Raw genomic sequence first — 17,121 nt, forward strand, 5'->3', positions numbered from 1 at the left:
TTACCCGCGCGACGCCCGCCGAGCGGCGAAGCCGACCAGCGCGGAACCCAGCAGGGCGAGCAGGCCGAGCCCGGCCACGCCCAGCCCCGAGTAGCTCGTCTCGACCGTGCCGTGGGCCAGCGCGACCGGCTGGTCACCCGCCGGGATCGCGTGCGGCACCTCGTTCGGCTTGTTCGACACGGTCAGCGCGAGCGTCTTGCCCGGCTCGATCTTCCCGCAGGCCGACGGCGGGTTCTGCGGGTCGTACGCGTTCGTGTAACCCGGCGGCGGGCTGGCCTCGACCACGCAGATGTCCTGCGGCGCCCGGAGGTTCTCGACGATGACCCCGCCGGTCTTCCCGTCGGTGGTGACGACGGCGGGCTTGCCGTCGGCGCCGGTCAGCGGCTTGCCGTCCTGGCCGAGGGCGGCCGACGTCTTGTCCGTGCCGGTGATCCGCAGGACCGCGCCGCCGACGCCCTTGCCGCTGTTCGCGTCGACCTTGGTCACCTGCACCACGCCCGGCTTCGCGACGTTGACGACGCCCTGGGCGGTCAGTTCCTTCTCGCCGCCGGTCGAGACGACCCGCTGGACGCCGGTGTTGACCGGCGCGCGCACGTACGGCCGGTCGGCGGGGGCGGTGAGGGCCGCGGCCAGCTCGGGCTTGTCCCCGGTCGGCGTCAGCGACACCTTCACGGTGCCGTCCGCGCCGGTCTTGAGCGTGACGTCCTTGGCCGCGGCCTGCGGGCTCGAGTTGCCCGCGTCCGTGGCCGCCTTCTCCTCGCCGAGCGTCGCGGCAGTCGCCGTCAGCTTCACCGGGACGTCGGCGACGCCCTTGCCCTTGGCGTTCTTGACCGTCACCGTCCACTCGCCGGCGGTGCCGGCGTGCTGGTCGTCCTTCGGCGTCGTGATCGACGCGGTCCACGGGCCGCGGTTGGTCTCGGCCTCGGTCGTCAGCCTGCTCACGGCGGCGACGGCGTTCGCGGGCAGCTTGCTCAGGTGGAAGTCCGCGTCGTAGCCGATCTTGTCGGCGGTCAGCGACGGGTCGAGGTCGGCGGCCGAGCGCGGCGCCGCCGTCCAGGAGTGCAGCAGGTGCGCGAGCGCCGCGGCTTCCTCGGGCTTCTTCGTGTCGCCGTAGCGCAGCAGCAGGTAGGAGATGTTGGCCGCCTGGTCCGCGGGCAGCTTCGTGCCCCACTTCGTCAGCAGCTCGTCACCGGGCTTGTACTGCTCGTCGGTGTTCGGGGCCTTGAGCTGGAAGCTCACGCAGAACACCTGCTGCCCGCCGACGATGTAGGAGCCCAGCCAGTTGCGGCTCGGGGTCGGTTTCATCGGCTGCCCGGGCTTGACCTCGTAGCCGATGCCCTCCTGGGACGCCGCCGACGCCGCCGGAGCCCCGACCGTCACCGAGAGGGCGCCGAGCAGGGCGGCCGCGACCAGGCCGGTGAGCGCGCGTCGACCCGCGCGCGGGCGTGCAGACCACCCCATGGTGTTTCGACTCCTTCGACGGTCCCGCGCCGACGTCGGGGTGTCGTCGCAGGTCACACGTTTGATCAAGTCCCAGGCACGCTTTCGGTGAAGATCCGAACACGCCAAGTGAGGGTCGCTCGAACAGGTCGGGGATGTCTAGCGTCCATCGGGTGCCTGTCGGCGAACGGTCGTGACGTCCGTCGCATACGGTGTGCGCGAGGACCGCTGACCAGCTGTCGAGTAAAGTCGTCTTTACTCGACGGGAACCGCGCGTCCCCGGCGGTCGTTGGACCCGATGCAGCGTTGATTCACGCAGCTTGATTGACAAAGCAGCAGATCCAGGAGGATCAGGTGCGTTCCAGTAGCAACCCGGCGTTCCGCAACCTGCCAAAGGGCGGAACGCAGACTTACGGCCAGTACGGCCCCCCGGTGGGCTTCAACCAGCCCCAGGGCGGCGTGCCCGGGTACGGCCCGGGACAGGTCTCCTCCGGCGAGGGCGACCGCCCGATGACGGTCGACGACGTCGTCGTCAAGACGGGCATGAGCCTCGGCACCACGCTGCTCGTCGGGATCGTCACGGCGATCTGGGCGCAGAACCAGCTGGCCGACACCGGCCGGCTGTCCGGCGCGCTCATCGGTGCGATGCTCGGCGGCCTGGTCGTCGGGCTCGTCATCTCGCTGGTGATCATTTTCAAACAGAAGGCGAGCGCGCCCCTCACGCTCGTCTACTCGGCCGCCGAAGGCCTGTTCCTCGGCGCGCTGAGCGGCGTGTTCGAGGTGATCTACCCGGGGATCGCGCTACAGGCGATCGTCGGCACCATGGGTGTCTTCATCGGCATGCTGGTGGTCTACAAGACCGGCGCCGTCAAGGTGACGCCGAAGCTGACCAAGTGGATCGTCGGCGCCGTCGTCGGTGTCGCGATCCTGATGCTGTTCAACCTGATCAGCGCGCTGGCCTTCGGCTTCAACCCGCTGCGCGACGGCGGCCCGATCGCCATCATCTTCAGCATCGTCTGCATCGGCATCGCGGCCTTCAGCTTCCTGCTCGACTTCGACCAGGCGGACCGGATGATCCGCGAGGGCATGCCGTCGAAGTGGGCCTGGTACGTCGCCTTCGGCCTGATGACCACCCTGGTCTGGCTGTACCTGGAGATCCTGCGACTGCTGTCGTACCTCCGTGAGTAAGCTGGCTCACAGTCCTGCAGTGAAGGCGCTCCGTAATCGACGGGGCGCCTTTTCTGTCGGTAAATGTCTCATCCGTGGACCCCGCTGCGGACGCTGATCACCCTGCGTGTTTGATGTGCCGGTCAGTTCTCTTTCACATGTGTGAGGTTCACAGTGAGCGTTCCCCCTCCGGCCCCCGGGGGCCAGCAGCCGGTGGGTCAGCCCGATCCCTACGGGCCGCCTCCCGGCGGCCAGCAGCAGCAGTACGGCCAGCCGCAGTACGGCACGCCGCCGCAGGGCCAGCCGCAGCCGCAGTACGGCACGCCGCCCCAGGGCCAGCCGGTCCAGGGTCAGCCCGGCCAGTACGGCCCGCCGCCGGGCCAGCCCGGCCCGTACGGTCCGCCGCCCGGTCAGCCCGGCTACCCGCCCGCGCCGCCGGTCCCGCCGAAGAAGTCGAAGGCGCTCTGGATCCGCCTCGCCATCGTGGCCGTGATCGTGGTCGTCGGCGGCACGCTGGCGATCGTCTCCTTCATGAACTCGCCCGAGAGCTCCAACGCGGGTGACTGCCTGTCGGTCACCGAGTTCACCTCGGGCGGCGACGAGCCGAGCAAGGCCGACTGCAACGACCCGAGCGCGAACGTGAAGATCGCCAAGAAGCTGGACAGCTCCAGTGACTCCTGCCCGGGCGGCAGCGACGCGGCGTACGACACCTACACCGTCAGCGGCCGCAGCTCCTACAAGCTGTGCCTGATGATCAACGCCAAGCAGGGCGACTGCCTGACGAACTTCACCTCGAAGACGCAGGGCTACAAGAAGGTCCCGTGCTCCGACCCGTCGAAGGACGGTGAGCTCGTCAAGGTCGTCAGCGGCCAGGCCGACCAGAGCGTCTGCGAGGGGACCGACGCCACGCGCGTCGCGGTCTACCCGGAGCCGGCGACGACGATGTGCGTCAAGACGAACGAGTAACACCGCAAGACCGGAGAAGGCCCCTTCGCCTCGGCGAGGGGGCCTTCGCGGCGTTCAGGGGCAGCGGGACTGGGTCATTCGTCCCACACGGCGTTCGTCCCACACTGTGCGACGAGCTGCGACGGCCCCGGCCGGAAGAACCCGTCCGCGGCGTCCCGCTGGCCGTCGCCGGCGTCCTGGCGGTGGGCCTGACCTGGTACGTCTGGGCGAGCTACGGCGCCAAGACCGGCGTCCTCCTGCTGCTCGGCCTGGGTCTCGGGCTCGCGCTGATCACCAGCGCGTTCTCGTTGTGGGGCGCGAAGGTCCTGCAGGTGTTCGGGCTGCACCCGGAGAGCTGGGCGTTCTGGCAGCAGAAGGCGAACGCGACGTCGCTGGCCGCCACGGTCGCTGTTCGGGCTCGCGAACCCGGTTCCGACCGCCGGCATCTGCTGAGACGTTTTCTGTCGGTGGCCCCCGGTAGTCTCGCGGACGAAACCACTACCTGGGGGAATTGTTCCTGATGTCAACGCAAAGTACGGCCGCCGCGCCGCAGGGTGACGCGCTCGACGCGGGGGTGCTGAAGGTCGCGTCCGTGGTGGTGCTGGGCGCCATCATGGCGATCCTCGACACCACGGTCGTCAACGTGGCGCTGCAGAAACTCACGATCGAGTTCTCGACCTCGTTCGACGTCATCCAGTGGGTCGCCACCGGCTACCTGCTCGCCCTCGCCACGGTGATCCCGATCACGGGCTGGGCGTCGGACCGCTTCGGCACCAAGCGGCTCTACATGGTCGCGATCGTGCTGTTCCTGGCCGGTTCGATGCTCGCGGGCCTGGCGTGGAACATCGAGACGCTGATCGGATTCCGCGTCCTGCAGGGCTTCGGCGGCGGCATGCTGATGCCCTGCGGCATGACGATCCTGACCCGCGCGGCAGGCCCGCAGCGGATCGGCCGCGTGATGGCGGTGCTGGGCGTGCCGATGCTGCTGGGCCCGATCGGCGGCCCGATCCTCGGCGGCTGGCTGGTCGACGCCGTGAGCTGGCGCTGGATCTTCTTCATCAACGTGCCGATCGGCGTCGTCACGCTGCTGCTGTCGTGGCGGCTGCTGCCGAAGGACGACCCGGAGGCGGCGTCCCGCTTCGACTTCGCGGGCATGCTGATGGTGTCGCCCGGTCTCGCCGCGCTGATCTTCGGCGTCTCGAAGATCCCGTCCGCGGGCGGCGTCACGGCCGTCGAGGTCTGGCTGCCGGCGCTGGGCGGCCTGGCGCTGCTGGTGGCGTTCGTGCTGCGCGCGCTGCGCGTGGCCAATCCGCTGGTCGACCTGCGGCTGTTCAAGAACCGCGCGTTCACCTCGGCGATGGTGACGATGTCGCTGTTCTTCGTCGCGTTCCTCGGCGGGATGATGCTGCTGCCGACGTACTTCCTGCTGGTGCGCGGCGAGACGACGCTGCACGCCGGGCTGCTGCTGGCCCCGCAGGGCTTCGGCGCGATGATCACGATGCCGATCGCCGGCAGGCTCGCCGACAAGGTCGGGGTGCGCAAGATCGTGCTGCCGGGCATGGTGCTGCTGGTCGGGTCGATGGCGATGCTGACCCAGGTCACCGCGACCACGCCGTACTGGGTGCTGCTGTCGGCGCTGTTCGTGATGGGCCTCGGCATGGGCTGCACGATGATGCCGATCACGACGTCCGCGCTGCAGACGTTGCAGCCCAAGGACATGGCCCGCGCGTCCACGGCCACGAACATCGTCCAGCAGACCGCGGGCGCGATCGGCTCGGCGGTGATGGCGACGATCCTGGCGGCCCTGCTGGCGGGCAAGTTCGGCGTCCCGACGGCCCAGGGCCAGCTCGCGGCCACGGCGGCGATCATGAACCCGGCCACCCACGAAGCGGCCACCGGCCTGGCCGCGGACGCCTTCTCGACGACGTTCGTCTGGTCCCTGGTCCTGGTGGTCCTCTGCGTGATCCCGGCGCTCTTCCTCCCGAAGTCCCGCCCGGCCGCCCCGGCAGTCCCGGAAGGCGAGGAACTGACCCCACCAGTGATGCTCCACTGACCAGCCACACGAGCCGACGCTCCAGGCACGCGACCCGACCCTCCAGGCACGCGAGCCGACCGCCGGTGCGCGGGGATCGGCCGGGGTCACGTCGGTGGGTTGTGATCACAGGGTCGACACGCGTGATCGGAGAGCCGACACGCGTGATGGGGAGGTCGACACGGCCCCGCCGTCCGGGTTCGCCGTGTCGACCCTCTGATCACGCGAGTTGACCTCCCGATCACGCGTGCCGGCTTCCGGATCACACGTCCGGACGCACCGAAGGCCACCACCGGGACTTCCGGTGGTGGCCTTCAGGCGTCACAGCCTCAGGAGAGGCGTTCGATGATCAGCGCCATGCCCTGGCCGCCGCCCACGCACATCGTCTCCAGGCCGAATTGCTTGTCGTGGTGCTGCAGGGAGTTGATCAGCGTCGACGTGATGCGCGCGCCCGTCATGCCGAACGGGTGGCCCACCGCGATCGCGCCGCCGTTGACGTTCAGGCGGTCCAGGTCGATGCCCAGGTCGCGGTACGACGGGATGACCTGCGCGGCGAACGCCTCGTTGATCTCCACCAGGTCGATGTCGCCGATCGACAGGCCGGCGCGGGACAGCGCCTGCTTGGACGCCTCGACCGGGCCGTAGCCCATGATCTCCGGTGACAGGCCCGTCACGCCCGTCGACACGATCCGCGCCAGCGGCGTCAGGCCCAGCTCGCGCGCCTTCGTGTCGGACATGACGACCAGCGCCGCCGCGCCGTCGTTCAGCGCGCAGCAGTTGCCCGCCGTGACGCGGCCGTCCGGGCGGAACACCGGCTTCAAGCCCGAGACGCCCTCGACCGTGACGCCCGCGCGGGGGCCGTCGTCCTTCGAGACGACCGTGCCGTCCGGGAGCGTCACCGGGGTGATGTCCTTGGCCCAGAAGCCGTCCGCGATGGCCTTCTCGGCCAGGTTCTGCGAGCGGACGCCGAACTCGTCCATGTCCTCGCGCGTGACGCCCTTCTGCCGCGCCAGGTTCTCGGCGGTCTGGCCCATCGCGATGTAGACGTCGGGGACGTCCCCGGCGGAGCGCGGGTCGGTCCAGCTGTCGGTGCCGGACTCCGCCGTCGACGCCGTCCGCTTCTCGGCGTCGGCGAACAGCGGGTTGTGCGTGTCCGGCCAGGAGTCCGAGCTGCCCCTCGAGAAGCGTGACACGGTCTCGACGCCGGCCGAGATGAAGACGTCGCCCTCGCCGGCCTTGATCGCGTGGAACGCCATCCGGGTCGTCTGCAGGCTGGACGAGCAGTAGCGCGTGATGGTGCAGCCGGGCAGGTGGTCGTACCCGAGCTCGACGGCGACCGCGCGGCCCATGTTGAACCCGGACTCGCCGCCCGGCAGGCCGCAGCCCAGCATCAGGTCGTCGATGTCGGTGGGGTCGAGCTGCGGCACCTTGGCCAGTGCCGCCTGGATCATCTGCACGGTCAGGTCGTCGGGTCGCATGCTGACCAGCGAGCCCTTGTTGGCGCGCCCGATCGGCGAGCGCGCGGTGGAGACGATGACGGCTTCAGGCATGACGTGACACATCCTCGTATCGCGAGCTAAGCGGTTGCTCACCATAGTGCCGTGAACCACGCCCGGGACAAAGCCGAACGCGACCAAGGCAACAGCCGAGCTGGCAGGATCACCCGGGTGGGGACCGAGGCGCGGGTGCTGGGCACGAGGACGATCCTGCTCTGGGGCGCGGGCCTGCTGCTGCTCGCCGGGCTGGCGGCGACGCTGTTGCTGTCGCTGCTCGGCGGGGGCCGGCCCGAGGACTCCGCCCGGCTGGACGCGCTGCGCACCGCGGCCAACATCGTCGTCGGCACCGGGGGCGCGGCCGCGCTGCTGCTGGCCGCCCGGCGGCAGCGCTCCGCCGAGCTGGACCTGGTGCAGAAGGACCACGACGCCACCGAACGCCGGGTCACCGAGATGTACAGCAAGGCCGCCGACCAGCTCGGCAGTGAGAAGGCGCCGGTCCGGCTCGCCGGGCTGTACGCCCTCGAACGGCTCGCCGGCGGGTACGCGCCGCACCGGCAGACCATCGTCAACGTGCTCTGCGCGTACCTGCGGATGCCGTTCAAGCACAACGCGAAGAACGCCGAGGAGCTGCAGGTCCGCAAGACCGCGCAGCGTATCCTGCAGCTGCACCTGCGCGCCGGGTCCGTCGAACAACCGAACGAAGGGTTCTGGCCGGACGTCGACCTCGACTTCTCCGGGGCGACGCTCGTCGGGCTGAACCTCACGCACTGTTCGATCCGGTCGATCGTCTGCTACGGGACGACGTTCCTCGAACTGGTGTCCTTCCGCGGCACCGGATTCCGCACCAAAGCCGACTTCAACAAAGCGATCTTCAAGGAGCGCGTCGATTTCCGCGGCACCGTTTTCGGTGGCGACAAGGACTCCTTCAACGGCGCCTTTTTCGCAGGTCCGGTCGATTTCGGGACGAAGACCGCGGCCCGGCTCGCCGGAGCCGAGGCGCAGCGCGGCTTCGCCAGGACCTGGCCCCCGGACTGGGAAGAACGCCCGATCGCCGACCAGCCGGACCGCACACGATTGACTCGAAAGGACGCACCGCCGGATGCCGGCACCCGATAGGATCGGTTCCGGAAAGAGCTTCGTCATTCCGAAACCGGGGGAGGTGAGCCGGATGGTCGAACCTCGAGGCACTTGCTGGGCCTTCCTGCCTTCTCTGATGGGTCGCGACCGCGCGCACGGCGCCGGGCGGGACCTCCGGGACGGAATGACGGCTCAGCGTGCGGCGACCCTCGGGTCTGTGAATCGGCACCGGTAGCGGCTTGGTGGCTTAGCGACACGCCGGCGCCGGAACGGCCCGACCTCGCGCACAACGCCCGTCACTTCCGACGCGCACCCGGAGACCGCCCGGAGGCCTTGTCACGTGCTGAGTGGACAACGCCACCGGTAGGCCGTTTAGGCTGACGGCGTGGAGTACGCAGAGCACATCGCAGACCTCGTGGGCAACACCCCGCTGGTCAAGCTGAACTCGTTGACCAAGGGGCTCAAGCCGCTCGTGCTGGCCAAGGTCGAGTACCTGAACCCGGGTGGCTCGGTCAAGGACCGGATCGCGCTGCGGATGATCGAAGCGGCCGAGAAGTCCGGCGCGCTGCGCCCCGGCGGCACGATCGTGGAGCCGACGTCCGGCAACACCGGCGTCGGGCTGGCCATGGTCGCCCAGCGCAAGGGCTACAAGTGCGTCTTCGTCTGCCCGGACAAGGTCAGCGAAGACAAGCGCAACGTGCTCAAGGCGTACGGCGCCCGCGTCGTGGTGTGCCCGACGGCGGTCGCGCCGGAGCACCCGGACTCCTACTACAACGTCTCCGACCGCCTGGTCCGCGAGATCGACGGCGCCTGGAAGCCCAACCAGTACGCCAACCCGCAGAACCCGGAGAGCCACTACCTCTCGACCGGCCCGGAGCTGTGGAAGCAGACCGACGGGAAGATCACCCACTTCGTCGCGGGTGTCGGCACCGGCGGCACCATCTCCGGCACCGGCAAGTACCTCAAGGAGGTCAGCGACGGCGCCGTCCAGGTCGTCGGCGCCGACCCCGAGGGCTCGGTCTACTCCGGCGGCAGCGGCCGTCCCTACCTGGTCGAAGGCGTCGGCGAGGACTTCTGGCCGGACACCTACGACCGCCAGGTCGCCGACGAGATCATCCCGATCTCCGACGCCGACTCGTTCCAGGTCACCCGCCGCCTCGCGCTCGAAGAGGGCCTGCTGGTCGGCGGCTCGTGCGGGATGGCGGTCGCGGCCGCGCTGAAGCTCGCCGAACGCCTCACCGAGGACGACGTCGTGGTCGTGCTGCTGCCCGACGGCGGCCGCGGCTACCTCACGAAGGTCTTCAACGACACCTGGATGTCCTCCTACGGCTTCCTGCCCCCGGACTCCTCGGGCGCGACGGTCGCCGACGTGCTGACGAAGAAGAGCGGTCAGCTGCCGGCCCTGGTGCACTCGCACCCGAACGAGACGGTCGCCGAGGCCATCGCGATCCTGGCCGAGTTCAGCGTCAGCCAGATGCCCGTGGTCAGCGCGGAGCCGCCGGTGATGGCGGCCGAGGTCGTCGGCGCGGTCAACGAGCGTGACCTGCTCGAAGCGCTGTTCACCGGCAAGGCCCAGCTGGCCGACCGGCTCGACCGGCACATGTCCCCGCCGCTGCCGACGATCGGCGGCGGTGAGCAGGTGGGTTCCGCGATGACGGCGCTCGAAGGGGCCGACGGCGCCCTCGTGCTGGTCGACGGCAAGCCGGCCGGCGTCGTCACGCGGCACGACCTCCTGGGTTTCCTGGCCGGTCGGTGACCAAGAGCCGAAAAGGGTCTTGATCGGCGAACCCGGCTGGGGCGTTACGAGCGCCCTGCCGGGTGATCCGATAGCGTGGGCGCAAATAGAACACTTTCGCGTCCTCGTCAAGGGGGTTCAAGACCCACATGAGTGCACCGCAGCCACCGAACCAGCCGTGGGGTGGCAACCAGCCACCTCAGGGCCCGCCGAGTGGCCCCCATCCGCAGCAGGACAACCCGTTCGGTAGTCCGGAGCCGACGCAGGTCGTGCAGCCACAAGGCGGTTCCCCGTTCGGGGAGACGCCGGAACCGACGCAGGTCGTCCAGCCCGCCCAGCCGGGTGAGGGCGGGGCGGGCGCGACCCAGGCGCTGCCGCCGGTCGACGCGAACGCGACGCAGTGGGTGGACCCGGCCGGCGGTGACGCCCCGGTCGCGGACTCCACGCAGCTGGTCCCGCCGGGATCCCAGCCGCCGCCGGCGATCCCGTACAACCCGCCGCCGAGCGCGGCCGACAACCCGGCCGCGGCGTTCGGCCAGCAGCAGGGTGGGTACGGCCAGCCGGGTGGTTACGGGCAGCAGCAGCCGGGCGGCTTCGGCCAGCCGGGCCAGCCGCCGCAGGGCTTCGGCGGGCCGCCCGGGTTCGGTGGTCCCCAGCAGCAGTTCGGGGGTCCGCCGCAGCAGCAGTTCGGCGCGTCGCCGGCCGGCGGCGGCAACCCGCTGTTCGGCTACATCGCGGCCGGTCTGCTCGCGATCTTCGGTCTGCTCGCGGTGGTGTTCTTCTTCGTCGACATGTTCGACAGCGACTTCACCACGTACTCCGACGCGGTCGGCAAGGTCACCGACCAGCAGATCCAGGCGGCCAAGGACGCCGGGCAGTACATCTCGCCCGGCGCGTTGACCATCTACTACATCCTGGTGCTGGTCGGCGGTCTGGCCGCGCTGGGCGCCGCCGTGTTCACGTTCCTGAAGAACAAGATCGCCTCGTTCCTGGCGGTCGGCGGCGGCGCGGTGCTGCTGATCTTCGCGATCCTGATCATGATCGAGCTGAGCATCGAGGTGCCGGACGGCGCGACGATCAAGTTCGGCAACGGCCAGGCCCTCTACCTCGTCGCCGGGATCTTCGTGCTGGCGATCGGCGTGCTGGGGCTCCTCCCGGCGACCAAGCAGTTCGTCGGCCTCGGCGACGGTGCTGCCGCGCCGGCGGGTCCGCAGGGCTTCGGCGGTCCGCCCTCGGGCTTCGGTGGCCCGCAGCAGGGCTTCGACGGTCCGCCGCAAGGCTTCGGTGGCCCGCAGCAGCCCGGGTTCGGCCAGCCGGGGCAGCCCGGTCCGCCGCCGCAGGGCTTCGGTCAGCCGCCGCAGGGTTACGGCCCGCCCCCGGGCTACGGCCAGCCGGGCGGCCCCAACCCGGCCAGTGGCGGGTTCCCGCAGCCGCAGGGTGGCGGGTTCCCGCCGCCGCACCAGCAGCCGCAGCAGCCGGGTGGCTTCGGCCAGCCGGGTCAGCCGCCGCACGGCTACCCGCAGCAACCGGGCCAGCAGCCGGGTCAGCCGCCGCAGGGCTGGGGCCAGCCGCCGCAGCAGCAGGGTCCGCCCAGCGGAGGGTTCGGTCAGCCGCCGCAGCAGTGGTGAGTGAACACCGTTTTCGTGCCCCGGAGCCAATTCGGCTCCGGGGCACGCTGCATTTATAGCGGGGCGTGCAATTGTCCGAATAGGACAAGCGGTCGGTGAATCGCGCGCCGTGATCGCGTGACAGGATTTCTGCCTCTAGCGCAGGAAAATGATCTTGGGTTCCGCCGTCTGGCCGAATTCCGATATTTTTTAGGACTACTTCCCCAGGTGCAGACTAGGCTGAGCGCCGATGTTCGTGTTCTGTCGATGGGGGATTCGTGGCCGGTCCGATCGGTTACCCGGTAGCTCATTCGCATTCGTATTCATCCGCTAGGCCGTCCGGAGTAACGGCCGTTCTCGCCGGATTGCTCGGTTTGCCGGCCGCGGTCGCCGCCGGTTTCGTGCCGGTCAAGATCTTTCTCGACATGCCCGCCGAATTCAGTCTCGGCATGCTGCCCGCGTTGGTGCTGGTGGATCTCGGCGCGTTTCTCCTCGCCGGGCTCGTGCTGTTGCTCGGCTCGCTGGCGACGTTGTTCCGCGCGACCGCGGGGGCGGTCCTGCTCGGGCTCGGCGCGTTGCTGGCGATCGGCGCCCTGCTGACCGAGCCGCTGTCGGCCGGGGTGCCGCTGTCGCGGTTCGTCGACGCGATGTTCACCCACGGCGGCCTCGCCATGGTCGACCGGGTCGGCCTCGCCGGGCTCTCGGTGTTCGTGCTGGTACTGGCCTTCCTGCCGCCGACGTTCCGCTACCTGCGCTACCGCACGCCCACGCTGCCCGTGTTCACCGGCCAGGGCGCGTACACGTCCGAGAGCTGGTGATCGCGCGGTCACCCGCCGTGGCCCTATCCTCGGCGCGTGATCTTCTCCGCGCTCACCTCCGTCGCCGGCCGGACGGCGCGGGCCGCCGCGGCCCTCGCCGTCCTCGGCGGGCTGCTCTACCTGGCCGGCCTGCTCCTCGACGTCGTCGCGCTGGTCCGGTTCCCGGGTGACGCGCCCCGCACGGCCGTCCACGCGGCGGTCGACCTGCTCCTCACGGCGGTGCTGCTGCCCGGCGGCGTCCTCCTGCTGCGCCACGACCCGCTGGGCCGCCTCGGCTGCATCGCGGGCAGCGCGACGGCGATCGTCGCGACGCTGACGTCGCTGCTGCTGGCGGCGACCGGGCTGGCGTACGTCGACCTCGGCGGCCCCGGTGACCTGGCGGCGGGCGGGGTGCTGGCGCTGGTCCTGGTGCTGCCCCCGGCCGTCGCGACGCTGGTCCTTTCGGCGGCGGCGCCGACCGCCCGCTGGTGCGGCCTCCCGGTCACTGGACGTGAGTGACGAGAGCCATCCCACCTGCCGGGAATGTACGGCCCGGGCCGTACGCTGAAGGGATGGTGGACGACTACTCCGAACTGGGCTTCGAGACCCGCGCGATCCACGCCGGTCAGAAGCCCGACCCCCGCACCGGCGCGGTGATCGTGCCCATCTACCAGACTTCGACCTACGCGCAGGACGGCGTCGGCGGGACCCGCGAAGGCGATTACGAGTACTCGCGCACCGCGAACCCGACCCGCAGCGCGCTGGAGGAGGCCCTCGCCTCGCTGGAGGGCGGCCGGCACGCCCTCGCCTTCGCGTCCGGCATGGCCGCGTCCGACGTGGTGCTGCGCAGCACGCTGCGCCCCGGCGACCACCTCGTGCTCGGGAACGACGCCTACGGCGGCACGTTCCGCCTGATCGACAAGGTGCTCAGCCTCTGGGGCGTCGAGCACACCGTCGCCGACCTCGGCAACCTCGACGAGGTGCGCGCCGCGATCCGGCCCGAGACCAAGCTGATCTGGTGCGAGTCGCCGACCAACCCGCTGCTCGGCATCGCCGACATCGCCGCGCTGGCCGGGGTCGCGCACGACGCCGGCGCCCGCCTGGTCGTCGACAACACCTTCGCGACGCCGTACCTGCAGAACCCGCTGTCGCTCGGCGCGGACATCGTGCTGCACTCGACCACCAAGTACCTCGGCGGTCACTCCGACGTCGTCGGCGGCGCGATCGTCACCAACGAGGACGAGCTGCGCGAGCAGTTCTTCTACCTGCGCAACGCCGCCGGCGCGGTCCCCGGCCCGTTCGACGCGTGGCTGACCCTGCGCGGCATCAAGACCCTGGCCCTGCGGATGGAGCGGCACAGCGACAACGCCGAGCTGGTCGTGCAGGCGCTGCTGAAGCACCCGAAGGTCGCGAAGGTCTACTACCCGGGCCTGCCGGAGCACCCCGGCCACGAGATCGCGGCGAAGCAGATGCGCCGCTTCGGCGGCATGGTCTCGTTCAGCCACGTCGACGGCGAGCAGGCGGCGCTGGACGTCGCCGCGCGCACGAAGCTCTTCATCCTTGCTGAGTCCCTCGGCGGCATCGAGTCGCTGATCGAGCACCCGGGCAAGATGACGCACGCGAGCACCGCGGGCTCGACGCTGCAGGTCCCGGCGGACCTGCTGCGCCTCTCGGTCGGCATCGAAGACGGCACCGACCTGGTCGCCGACCTGCTGACCGCCCTGGGCTGAGACGCAAGCGCCCCAATGTGGCGTTGGGTGCGTTGGATGCACCGAACGCCACATTGGGTGCGTTGGATGCACCCAACGCCACATTGGGGCGTTCGGGATGAGCGCAGGTCAGGGGTTGTAGTTGCCGTGCACCACGGTGCCGGACTTCGGGGTGCCGGCGGCGGGCAGGTCCGCGCCGTCGACGCAGCCGCCGACCAGCTCGACGTGGCTGTCGTGGCGGATGTACTGGGCCGGCGACGCGCACGAAGCGCTGTCCACCGTGATGTACGCGGCTCCGGTGAGGGCGGCGGCCGACGCCAGCCCGATCACGAGCGGGACCAGCCCGGCGGAGCGGGTGGCGCGCGCCCGTCGAGCGGCGTTCGCGGGTTTCCCCCGTGCCATGGTTGCTCCCTGTTTACCGCAAGTTGACACGCCAAGAGTACCCGGCTCCCGGTCCGATCAACCTGTGGATCTCCTGAGTGGCATCATCCGGCTCATGGAACTCGTCACCATCGAGCGGATCCAGGCCGCCCGCGAACTCCTCAAAGGAGTGACCCGGGTGACGCCGATGGAGCACGCGCGCGACCTGCGCCGGCTCCACGGCGGTCCGGTGCACCTGAAGTGCGAAAACCTGCAGCGCACGGGCTCGTTCAAGATCCGCGGCGCCTACACCCGCATCCACGGCCTCACCGACGAGGAACGCGCGCGGGGCGTCGTCGCGGCCAGTGCCGGCAACCACGCGCAGGGCGTCGCGCTCGCGTCGTCGCTGCTCGGCGCCCGGTCGACGGTCTTCATGCCGCTGCGGGCGCCGCTGCCCAAGCTGGCCGCCACGCGCGGTTACGGCGCCGAGGTCCACCTGCACGGGGCGCTGCTCGAAGAGACCCTCGCCGCCGCGATCGAGTTCGGCGAACGGACCGGCGCGGTGTTCATCCACCCCTTCGACCACCACGACGTCATCGCCGGCCAGGGCACGGTCGGGCTCGAGATCCTCGAGCAGGTGCCCGGGGTCAAGACGATCCTGGTCGCCACCGGTGGCGGCGGGCTGGTCGGCGGGGTCGCCTCGGCGGTCAAAGCCGTGCGGCCGGACGTCAAGGTCATCGGCGTCCAGGCCCAGGAGGCCGCCGCGTACCCGCCGTCGCTGGTCGCGGGCGCGCCCGTCCGGCTGAGCCAGACGTCGACCATGGCCGACGGCATCGCGGTCGGCGAGCCGGGCCCGGTCAGCTTCGCCCACGTCGCGTCACTGGTCGACGACGTCGTGACGGTGTCCGAGCAGTCGCTCTCGCGGGCGGTGCTGCTCTGCCTGGAGCGGCGCAAGCTGGTCGTCGAGCCCGCCGGCGCGGCCACCGTCGCCGCGCTGCTGCAGCACCCCGGCGCGTTCGAGCCGCCGGTCGTGGCGATCCTCTCCGGCGGCAACGTCGACCCGGTGCTGCTCCTGCAGATCATCCAGCACGGCATGACCGCGGGCGGCCGCTACTTGCGGCTCCACCTGCGGGTCCCGGACCGGCCGGGGTCGCTCGTGGGCGTGCTGTCGTGCGTCAGCGGGCAGGGCGCGAACGTGCTCGACGTCGAGCACTCCCGGATCTCCGGCAGCCTCGACCTCGGCGAGGCCGACGTCGCCCTGGCGCTGGAAACCCGCGGTCCCGAGCACTGCAAGGAGATCGAGATCGCGCTGACGAACGCCGGTTACACGGTCGTCTAAGGCTGTTACTGCCGCTCGCCGGTGATCGCCGCCAGCGCCAGGACCGTGGCCTCGGCGGAGACCTCCGACGGCGCGGCGAACCGCCGGGCCCGGATGTGGGCGACCAGGTCCGGATCCGGCGGTACTCCGTGCTCACGCAGGTAGTACCCGACGGCGCCGGGCCAGGCCCACGCCCCGTCGGTGCGGAAGTTCATCGGCACGGCGTCGGTCCGCTCCGGCGCGAACACGTCGGCGCCGTTGCTGCGGGACGCCAGGATGACCGGCGCCGCCTCCAGGTAGGCCAGCACCCGCTCGATCTCGGCCGGGACGAGGGGCGGCCGCCGGATGAGCGGCCGGCCCGACGCGTCGAGACCGTCGTGGACGCGGGGCGTGCGCACCTTCTCGTCCGGGCCGAGCAGCGGCTGCGGGGCCGGGGCCGGCGTCGGCAGGCCGGCCCGCTCCCGCAGCCAGCCAGGGATCTGCTCGTCGGCGCGCGGGAAGAACCGCAGCTCGTCCTGGAAACCGATGGGCGGCGGCTGGTGCCGGAACGGCGGTTCGAGGTCCGGCCGGCCGAAGTCGGCGTCGGCCGGCCCGCCGGGGTCGAACACGAGGACCGCGCCGAGCCAGGTGCCGAGCCCGGGCTGGTACATGCCCGCCCGCAGGACGCCGAGCAGCCGCACGGCCTCCGGGTGCGGCGGCAACGTCCGGGGGAGCCCGTCCGGGGCGGTCACCAGCAGATCGGCCTCGATGTGCCGCCCGGCGGCGCGGTACTCGACCCGCAGCTGCCGCCAGCCCGGTGGCACCTGCCCCGTCAGCACCGCGCCGATCTGCCGGACGAGCTCATGCTGCTGCTCCGGCCGCAACGGTCCTCGTGGCTGGCTCACGGTTCATCCCCCTCCGGGTTCACTGACGAGCGGTCTCGCCGGCCCGCGCCCGGTCCGGCACGCGGGTGCGCTCGAGCCCTCCGGCCGTGGTCACGAACCGAGCTTCGCCCGGAACCACGGCGGGGTGTTTTCCGGGGTGCGCGGGTAGCGCTCCTGGTCCAGCGCGTACTGCTCGGGCGCCGGCGGGGTCCGGAACGGCGGCTCGTCGTCGCGGTTGAACCGCGCCTGGAACCGGTCGGGCCGGTCGATCACCATGTCCATCGAGTACCACGTGCCGAGGCCGTCGGCGTACATCCCCCGGCGCAGTTTCGCCAGCGGCTTCGACACTTCCCGCGGCGCGGGCACCGGCTGCCGGACGCCGTTGTCCAGCGCCGCGCCCAGCCCGACGTCGACGTGCTTGCCGACGGCCATGAAGTCGAACACCAGCCGCTGCCAGTTCGGCGGGGCCGCCGCGATGAGCGACTCGGCGATCTCGCCGAGCAGCTCGTTCTGCTCGATGGGGGTCAGCGTCATGCTGTCCGGTCCTCCGTTTTCGTTCACCGGTGGGAGATTCG

16 protein-coding genes are annotated in these 17,121 nt (G+C 70.8%); 11 read left to right on the plus strand and 5 right to left on the minus strand.

Features of this window, described 5'->3' with window-relative positions:
• Window positions 1–1,461, minus strand: coding sequence for a hypothetical protein (locus ACLJQZ_RS14605; RefSeq protein ID WP_410620543.1), 1,461 nt, complete (start codon window positions 1,459–1,461; stop codon window positions 1–3).
• A 333-nt stretch (window positions 1,462–1,794) separates the two neighbouring features.
• Between ACLJQZ_RS14605 and ACLJQZ_RS14610 the strand changes: the two genes are divergently transcribed.
• From ACLJQZ_RS14610 to ACLJQZ_RS14625, 4 genes are all read left to right on the plus strand, one after another.
• Entirely contained in the window at window positions 1,795–2,628 is an 834-nt protein-coding gene (locus ACLJQZ_RS14610; RefSeq protein WP_247057739.1) for a Bax inhibitor-1/YccA family protein, read from the plus strand.
• A 153-nt stretch (window positions 2,629–2,781) separates the two neighbouring features.
• Window positions 2,782–3,573, plus strand: coding sequence for a hypothetical protein (locus tag ACLJQZ_RS14615; protein WP_410620544.1), 792 nt, complete (start codon window positions 2,782–2,784; stop codon window positions 3,571–3,573).
• Between the two features lie 182 nt (window positions 3,574–3,755).
• Window positions 3,756–4,073, plus strand: coding sequence for a hypothetical protein (locus ACLJQZ_RS14620; protein WP_410620545.1), 318 nt, complete (start codon window positions 3,756–3,758; stop codon window positions 4,071–4,073).
• The gene (locus ACLJQZ_RS14625; RefSeq protein WP_410620546.1) at window positions 4,073–5,605 is read left to right on the plus strand and encodes a DHA2 family efflux MFS transporter permease subunit; all 1,533 of its coding nucleotides are present in this window, start codon (window positions 4,073–4,075) and stop codon (window positions 5,603–5,605) included. The genes ACLJQZ_RS14620 and ACLJQZ_RS14625 overlap by 1 nt, the downstream gene beginning before the upstream one ends.
• A gap of 308 nt (window positions 5,606–5,913) precedes the next feature.
• Here the strand turns inward: ACLJQZ_RS14625 and ACLJQZ_RS14630 are convergent, their stop codons facing one another.
• Complete coding sequence (locus ACLJQZ_RS14630; RefSeq protein ID WP_410620547.1) at window positions 5,914–7,134, minus strand: acetyl-CoA C-acetyltransferase; 1,221 nt, start codon at window positions 7,132–7,134, stop codon at window positions 5,914–5,916.
• A gap of 117 nt (window positions 7,135–7,251) precedes the next feature.
• Between ACLJQZ_RS14630 and ACLJQZ_RS14635 the strand changes: the two genes are divergently transcribed.
• From ACLJQZ_RS14635 to ACLJQZ_RS14660, 6 genes are all read left to right on the plus strand, one after another.
• Complete coding sequence (locus tag ACLJQZ_RS14635; protein WP_410620548.1) at window positions 7,252–8,196, plus strand: pentapeptide repeat-containing protein; 945 nt, start codon at window positions 7,252–7,254, stop codon at window positions 8,194–8,196.
• Window positions 8,197–8,542: 346 nt separating this feature from the next.
• Complete coding sequence (locus tag ACLJQZ_RS14640; protein ID WP_326944379.1) at window positions 8,543–9,913, plus strand: cystathionine beta-synthase; 1,371 nt, start codon at window positions 8,543–8,545, stop codon at window positions 9,911–9,913.
• A 128-nt stretch (window positions 9,914–10,041) separates the two neighbouring features.
• Window positions 10,042–11,520, plus strand: a complete 1,479-nt coding sequence (locus ACLJQZ_RS14645; protein WP_410620549.1) for a hypothetical protein — start codon at window positions 10,042–10,044, stop codon at window positions 11,518–11,520.
• Between the two features lie 404 nt (window positions 11,521–11,924).
• A complete protein-coding gene (locus ACLJQZ_RS14650; RefSeq protein ID WP_326944377.1) occupies window positions 11,925–12,317 on the plus strand; it encodes a hypothetical protein in 393 nt (130 codons plus the stop codon).
• A 36-nt stretch (window positions 12,318–12,353) separates the two neighbouring features.
• A complete protein-coding gene (locus tag ACLJQZ_RS14655; RefSeq protein WP_410620550.1) occupies window positions 12,354–12,815 on the plus strand; it encodes a hypothetical protein in 462 nt (153 codons plus the stop codon).
• 53 nt (window positions 12,816–12,868) lie between these two features.
• On the plus strand, window positions 12,869–14,026 hold the full coding sequence (locus tag ACLJQZ_RS14660; protein ID WP_247057719.1) for a cystathionine gamma-synthase: 1,158 nt from the start codon (window positions 12,869–12,871) through the stop codon (window positions 14,024–14,026).
• A gap of 108 nt (window positions 14,027–14,134) precedes the next feature.
• Here the strand turns inward: ACLJQZ_RS14660 and ACLJQZ_RS14665 are convergent, their stop codons facing one another.
• Window positions 14,135–14,407, minus strand: a complete 273-nt coding sequence (locus tag ACLJQZ_RS14665) for a hypothetical protein (RefSeq protein ID WP_410620551.1) — start codon at window positions 14,405–14,407, stop codon at window positions 14,135–14,137.
• 94 nt (window positions 14,408–14,501) lie between these two features.
• Between ACLJQZ_RS14665 and ilvA the strand changes: the two genes are divergently transcribed.
• Window positions 14,502–15,704, plus strand: coding sequence for a threonine ammonia-lyase (gene ilvA, locus ACLJQZ_RS14670; protein WP_410620552.1), 1,203 nt, complete (start codon window positions 14,502–14,504; stop codon window positions 15,702–15,704).
• A 5-nt stretch (window positions 15,705–15,709) separates the two neighbouring features.
• On the opposite strand, the gene ACLJQZ_RS14675 is transcribed toward ilvA, so the two are convergent.
• Together ACLJQZ_RS14675 and ACLJQZ_RS14680 are read right to left on the minus strand one after the other, a co-directional pair.
• Complete coding sequence (locus ACLJQZ_RS14675) at window positions 15,710–16,567, minus strand: ferredoxin (RefSeq protein ID WP_410620553.1); 858 nt, start codon at window positions 16,565–16,567, stop codon at window positions 15,710–15,712.
• A 90-nt stretch (window positions 16,568–16,657) separates the two neighbouring features.
• On the minus strand, window positions 16,658–17,080 hold the full coding sequence (locus tag ACLJQZ_RS14680) for a hypothetical protein (protein ID WP_410620554.1): 423 nt from the start codon (window positions 17,078–17,080) through the stop codon (window positions 16,658–16,660).
• Between the last annotated feature and the right edge of the window lie 41 nt (window positions 17,081–17,121).

It is taken from the genome of Amycolatopsis sp. cmx-8-4, from assembly GCF_046548675.1.
GTDB lineage: Bacteria > Actinomycetota > Actinomycetes > Mycobacteriales > Pseudonocardiaceae > Amycolatopsis.

Bases quoted from the DNA above. Each gene is read 5' to 3' on its own strand.
- ACLJQZ_RS14630 (WP_410620547.1), bottom strand. From the start codon at position 7,134: ATGCCTGAAGCCGTCATCGTCTCCACCGCGCGCTCGCCGATCGGGCGC.
- ACLJQZ_RS14650 (WP_326944377.1), top strand. From the start codon at position 11,925: ATGCCCGCCGAATTCAGTCTCGGCATGCTGCCCGCGTTGGTGCTGGTG.
- ACLJQZ_RS14645 (WP_410620549.1), top strand. From the start codon at position 10,042: ATGAGTGCACCGCAGCCACCGAACCAGCCGTGGGGTGGCAACCAGCCA.
- ilvA (WP_410620552.1), top strand. From the start codon at position 14,502: ATGGAACTCGTCACCATCGAGCGGATCCAGGCCGCCCGCGAACTCCTC.
- ACLJQZ_RS14665 (WP_410620551.1), bottom strand. From the start codon at position 14,407: ATGGCACGGGGGAAACCCGCGAACGCCGCTCGACGGGCGCGCGCCACC.
- ACLJQZ_RS14660 (WP_247057719.1), top strand. From the start codon at position 12,869: ATGGTGGACGACTACTCCGAACTGGGCTTCGAGACCCGCGCGATCCAC.
- ACLJQZ_RS14680 (WP_410620554.1), bottom strand. From the start codon at position 17,080: ATGACGCTGACCCCCATCGAGCAGAACGAGCTGCTCGGCGAGATCGCC.
- ACLJQZ_RS14625 (WP_410620546.1), top strand. From the start codon at position 4,073: ATGTCAACGCAAAGTACGGCCGCCGCGCCGCAGGGTGACGCGCTCGAC.
- ACLJQZ_RS14605 (WP_410620543.1), bottom strand. From the start codon at position 1,461: ATGGGGTGGTCTGCACGCCCGCGCGCGGGTCGACGCGCGCTCACCGGC.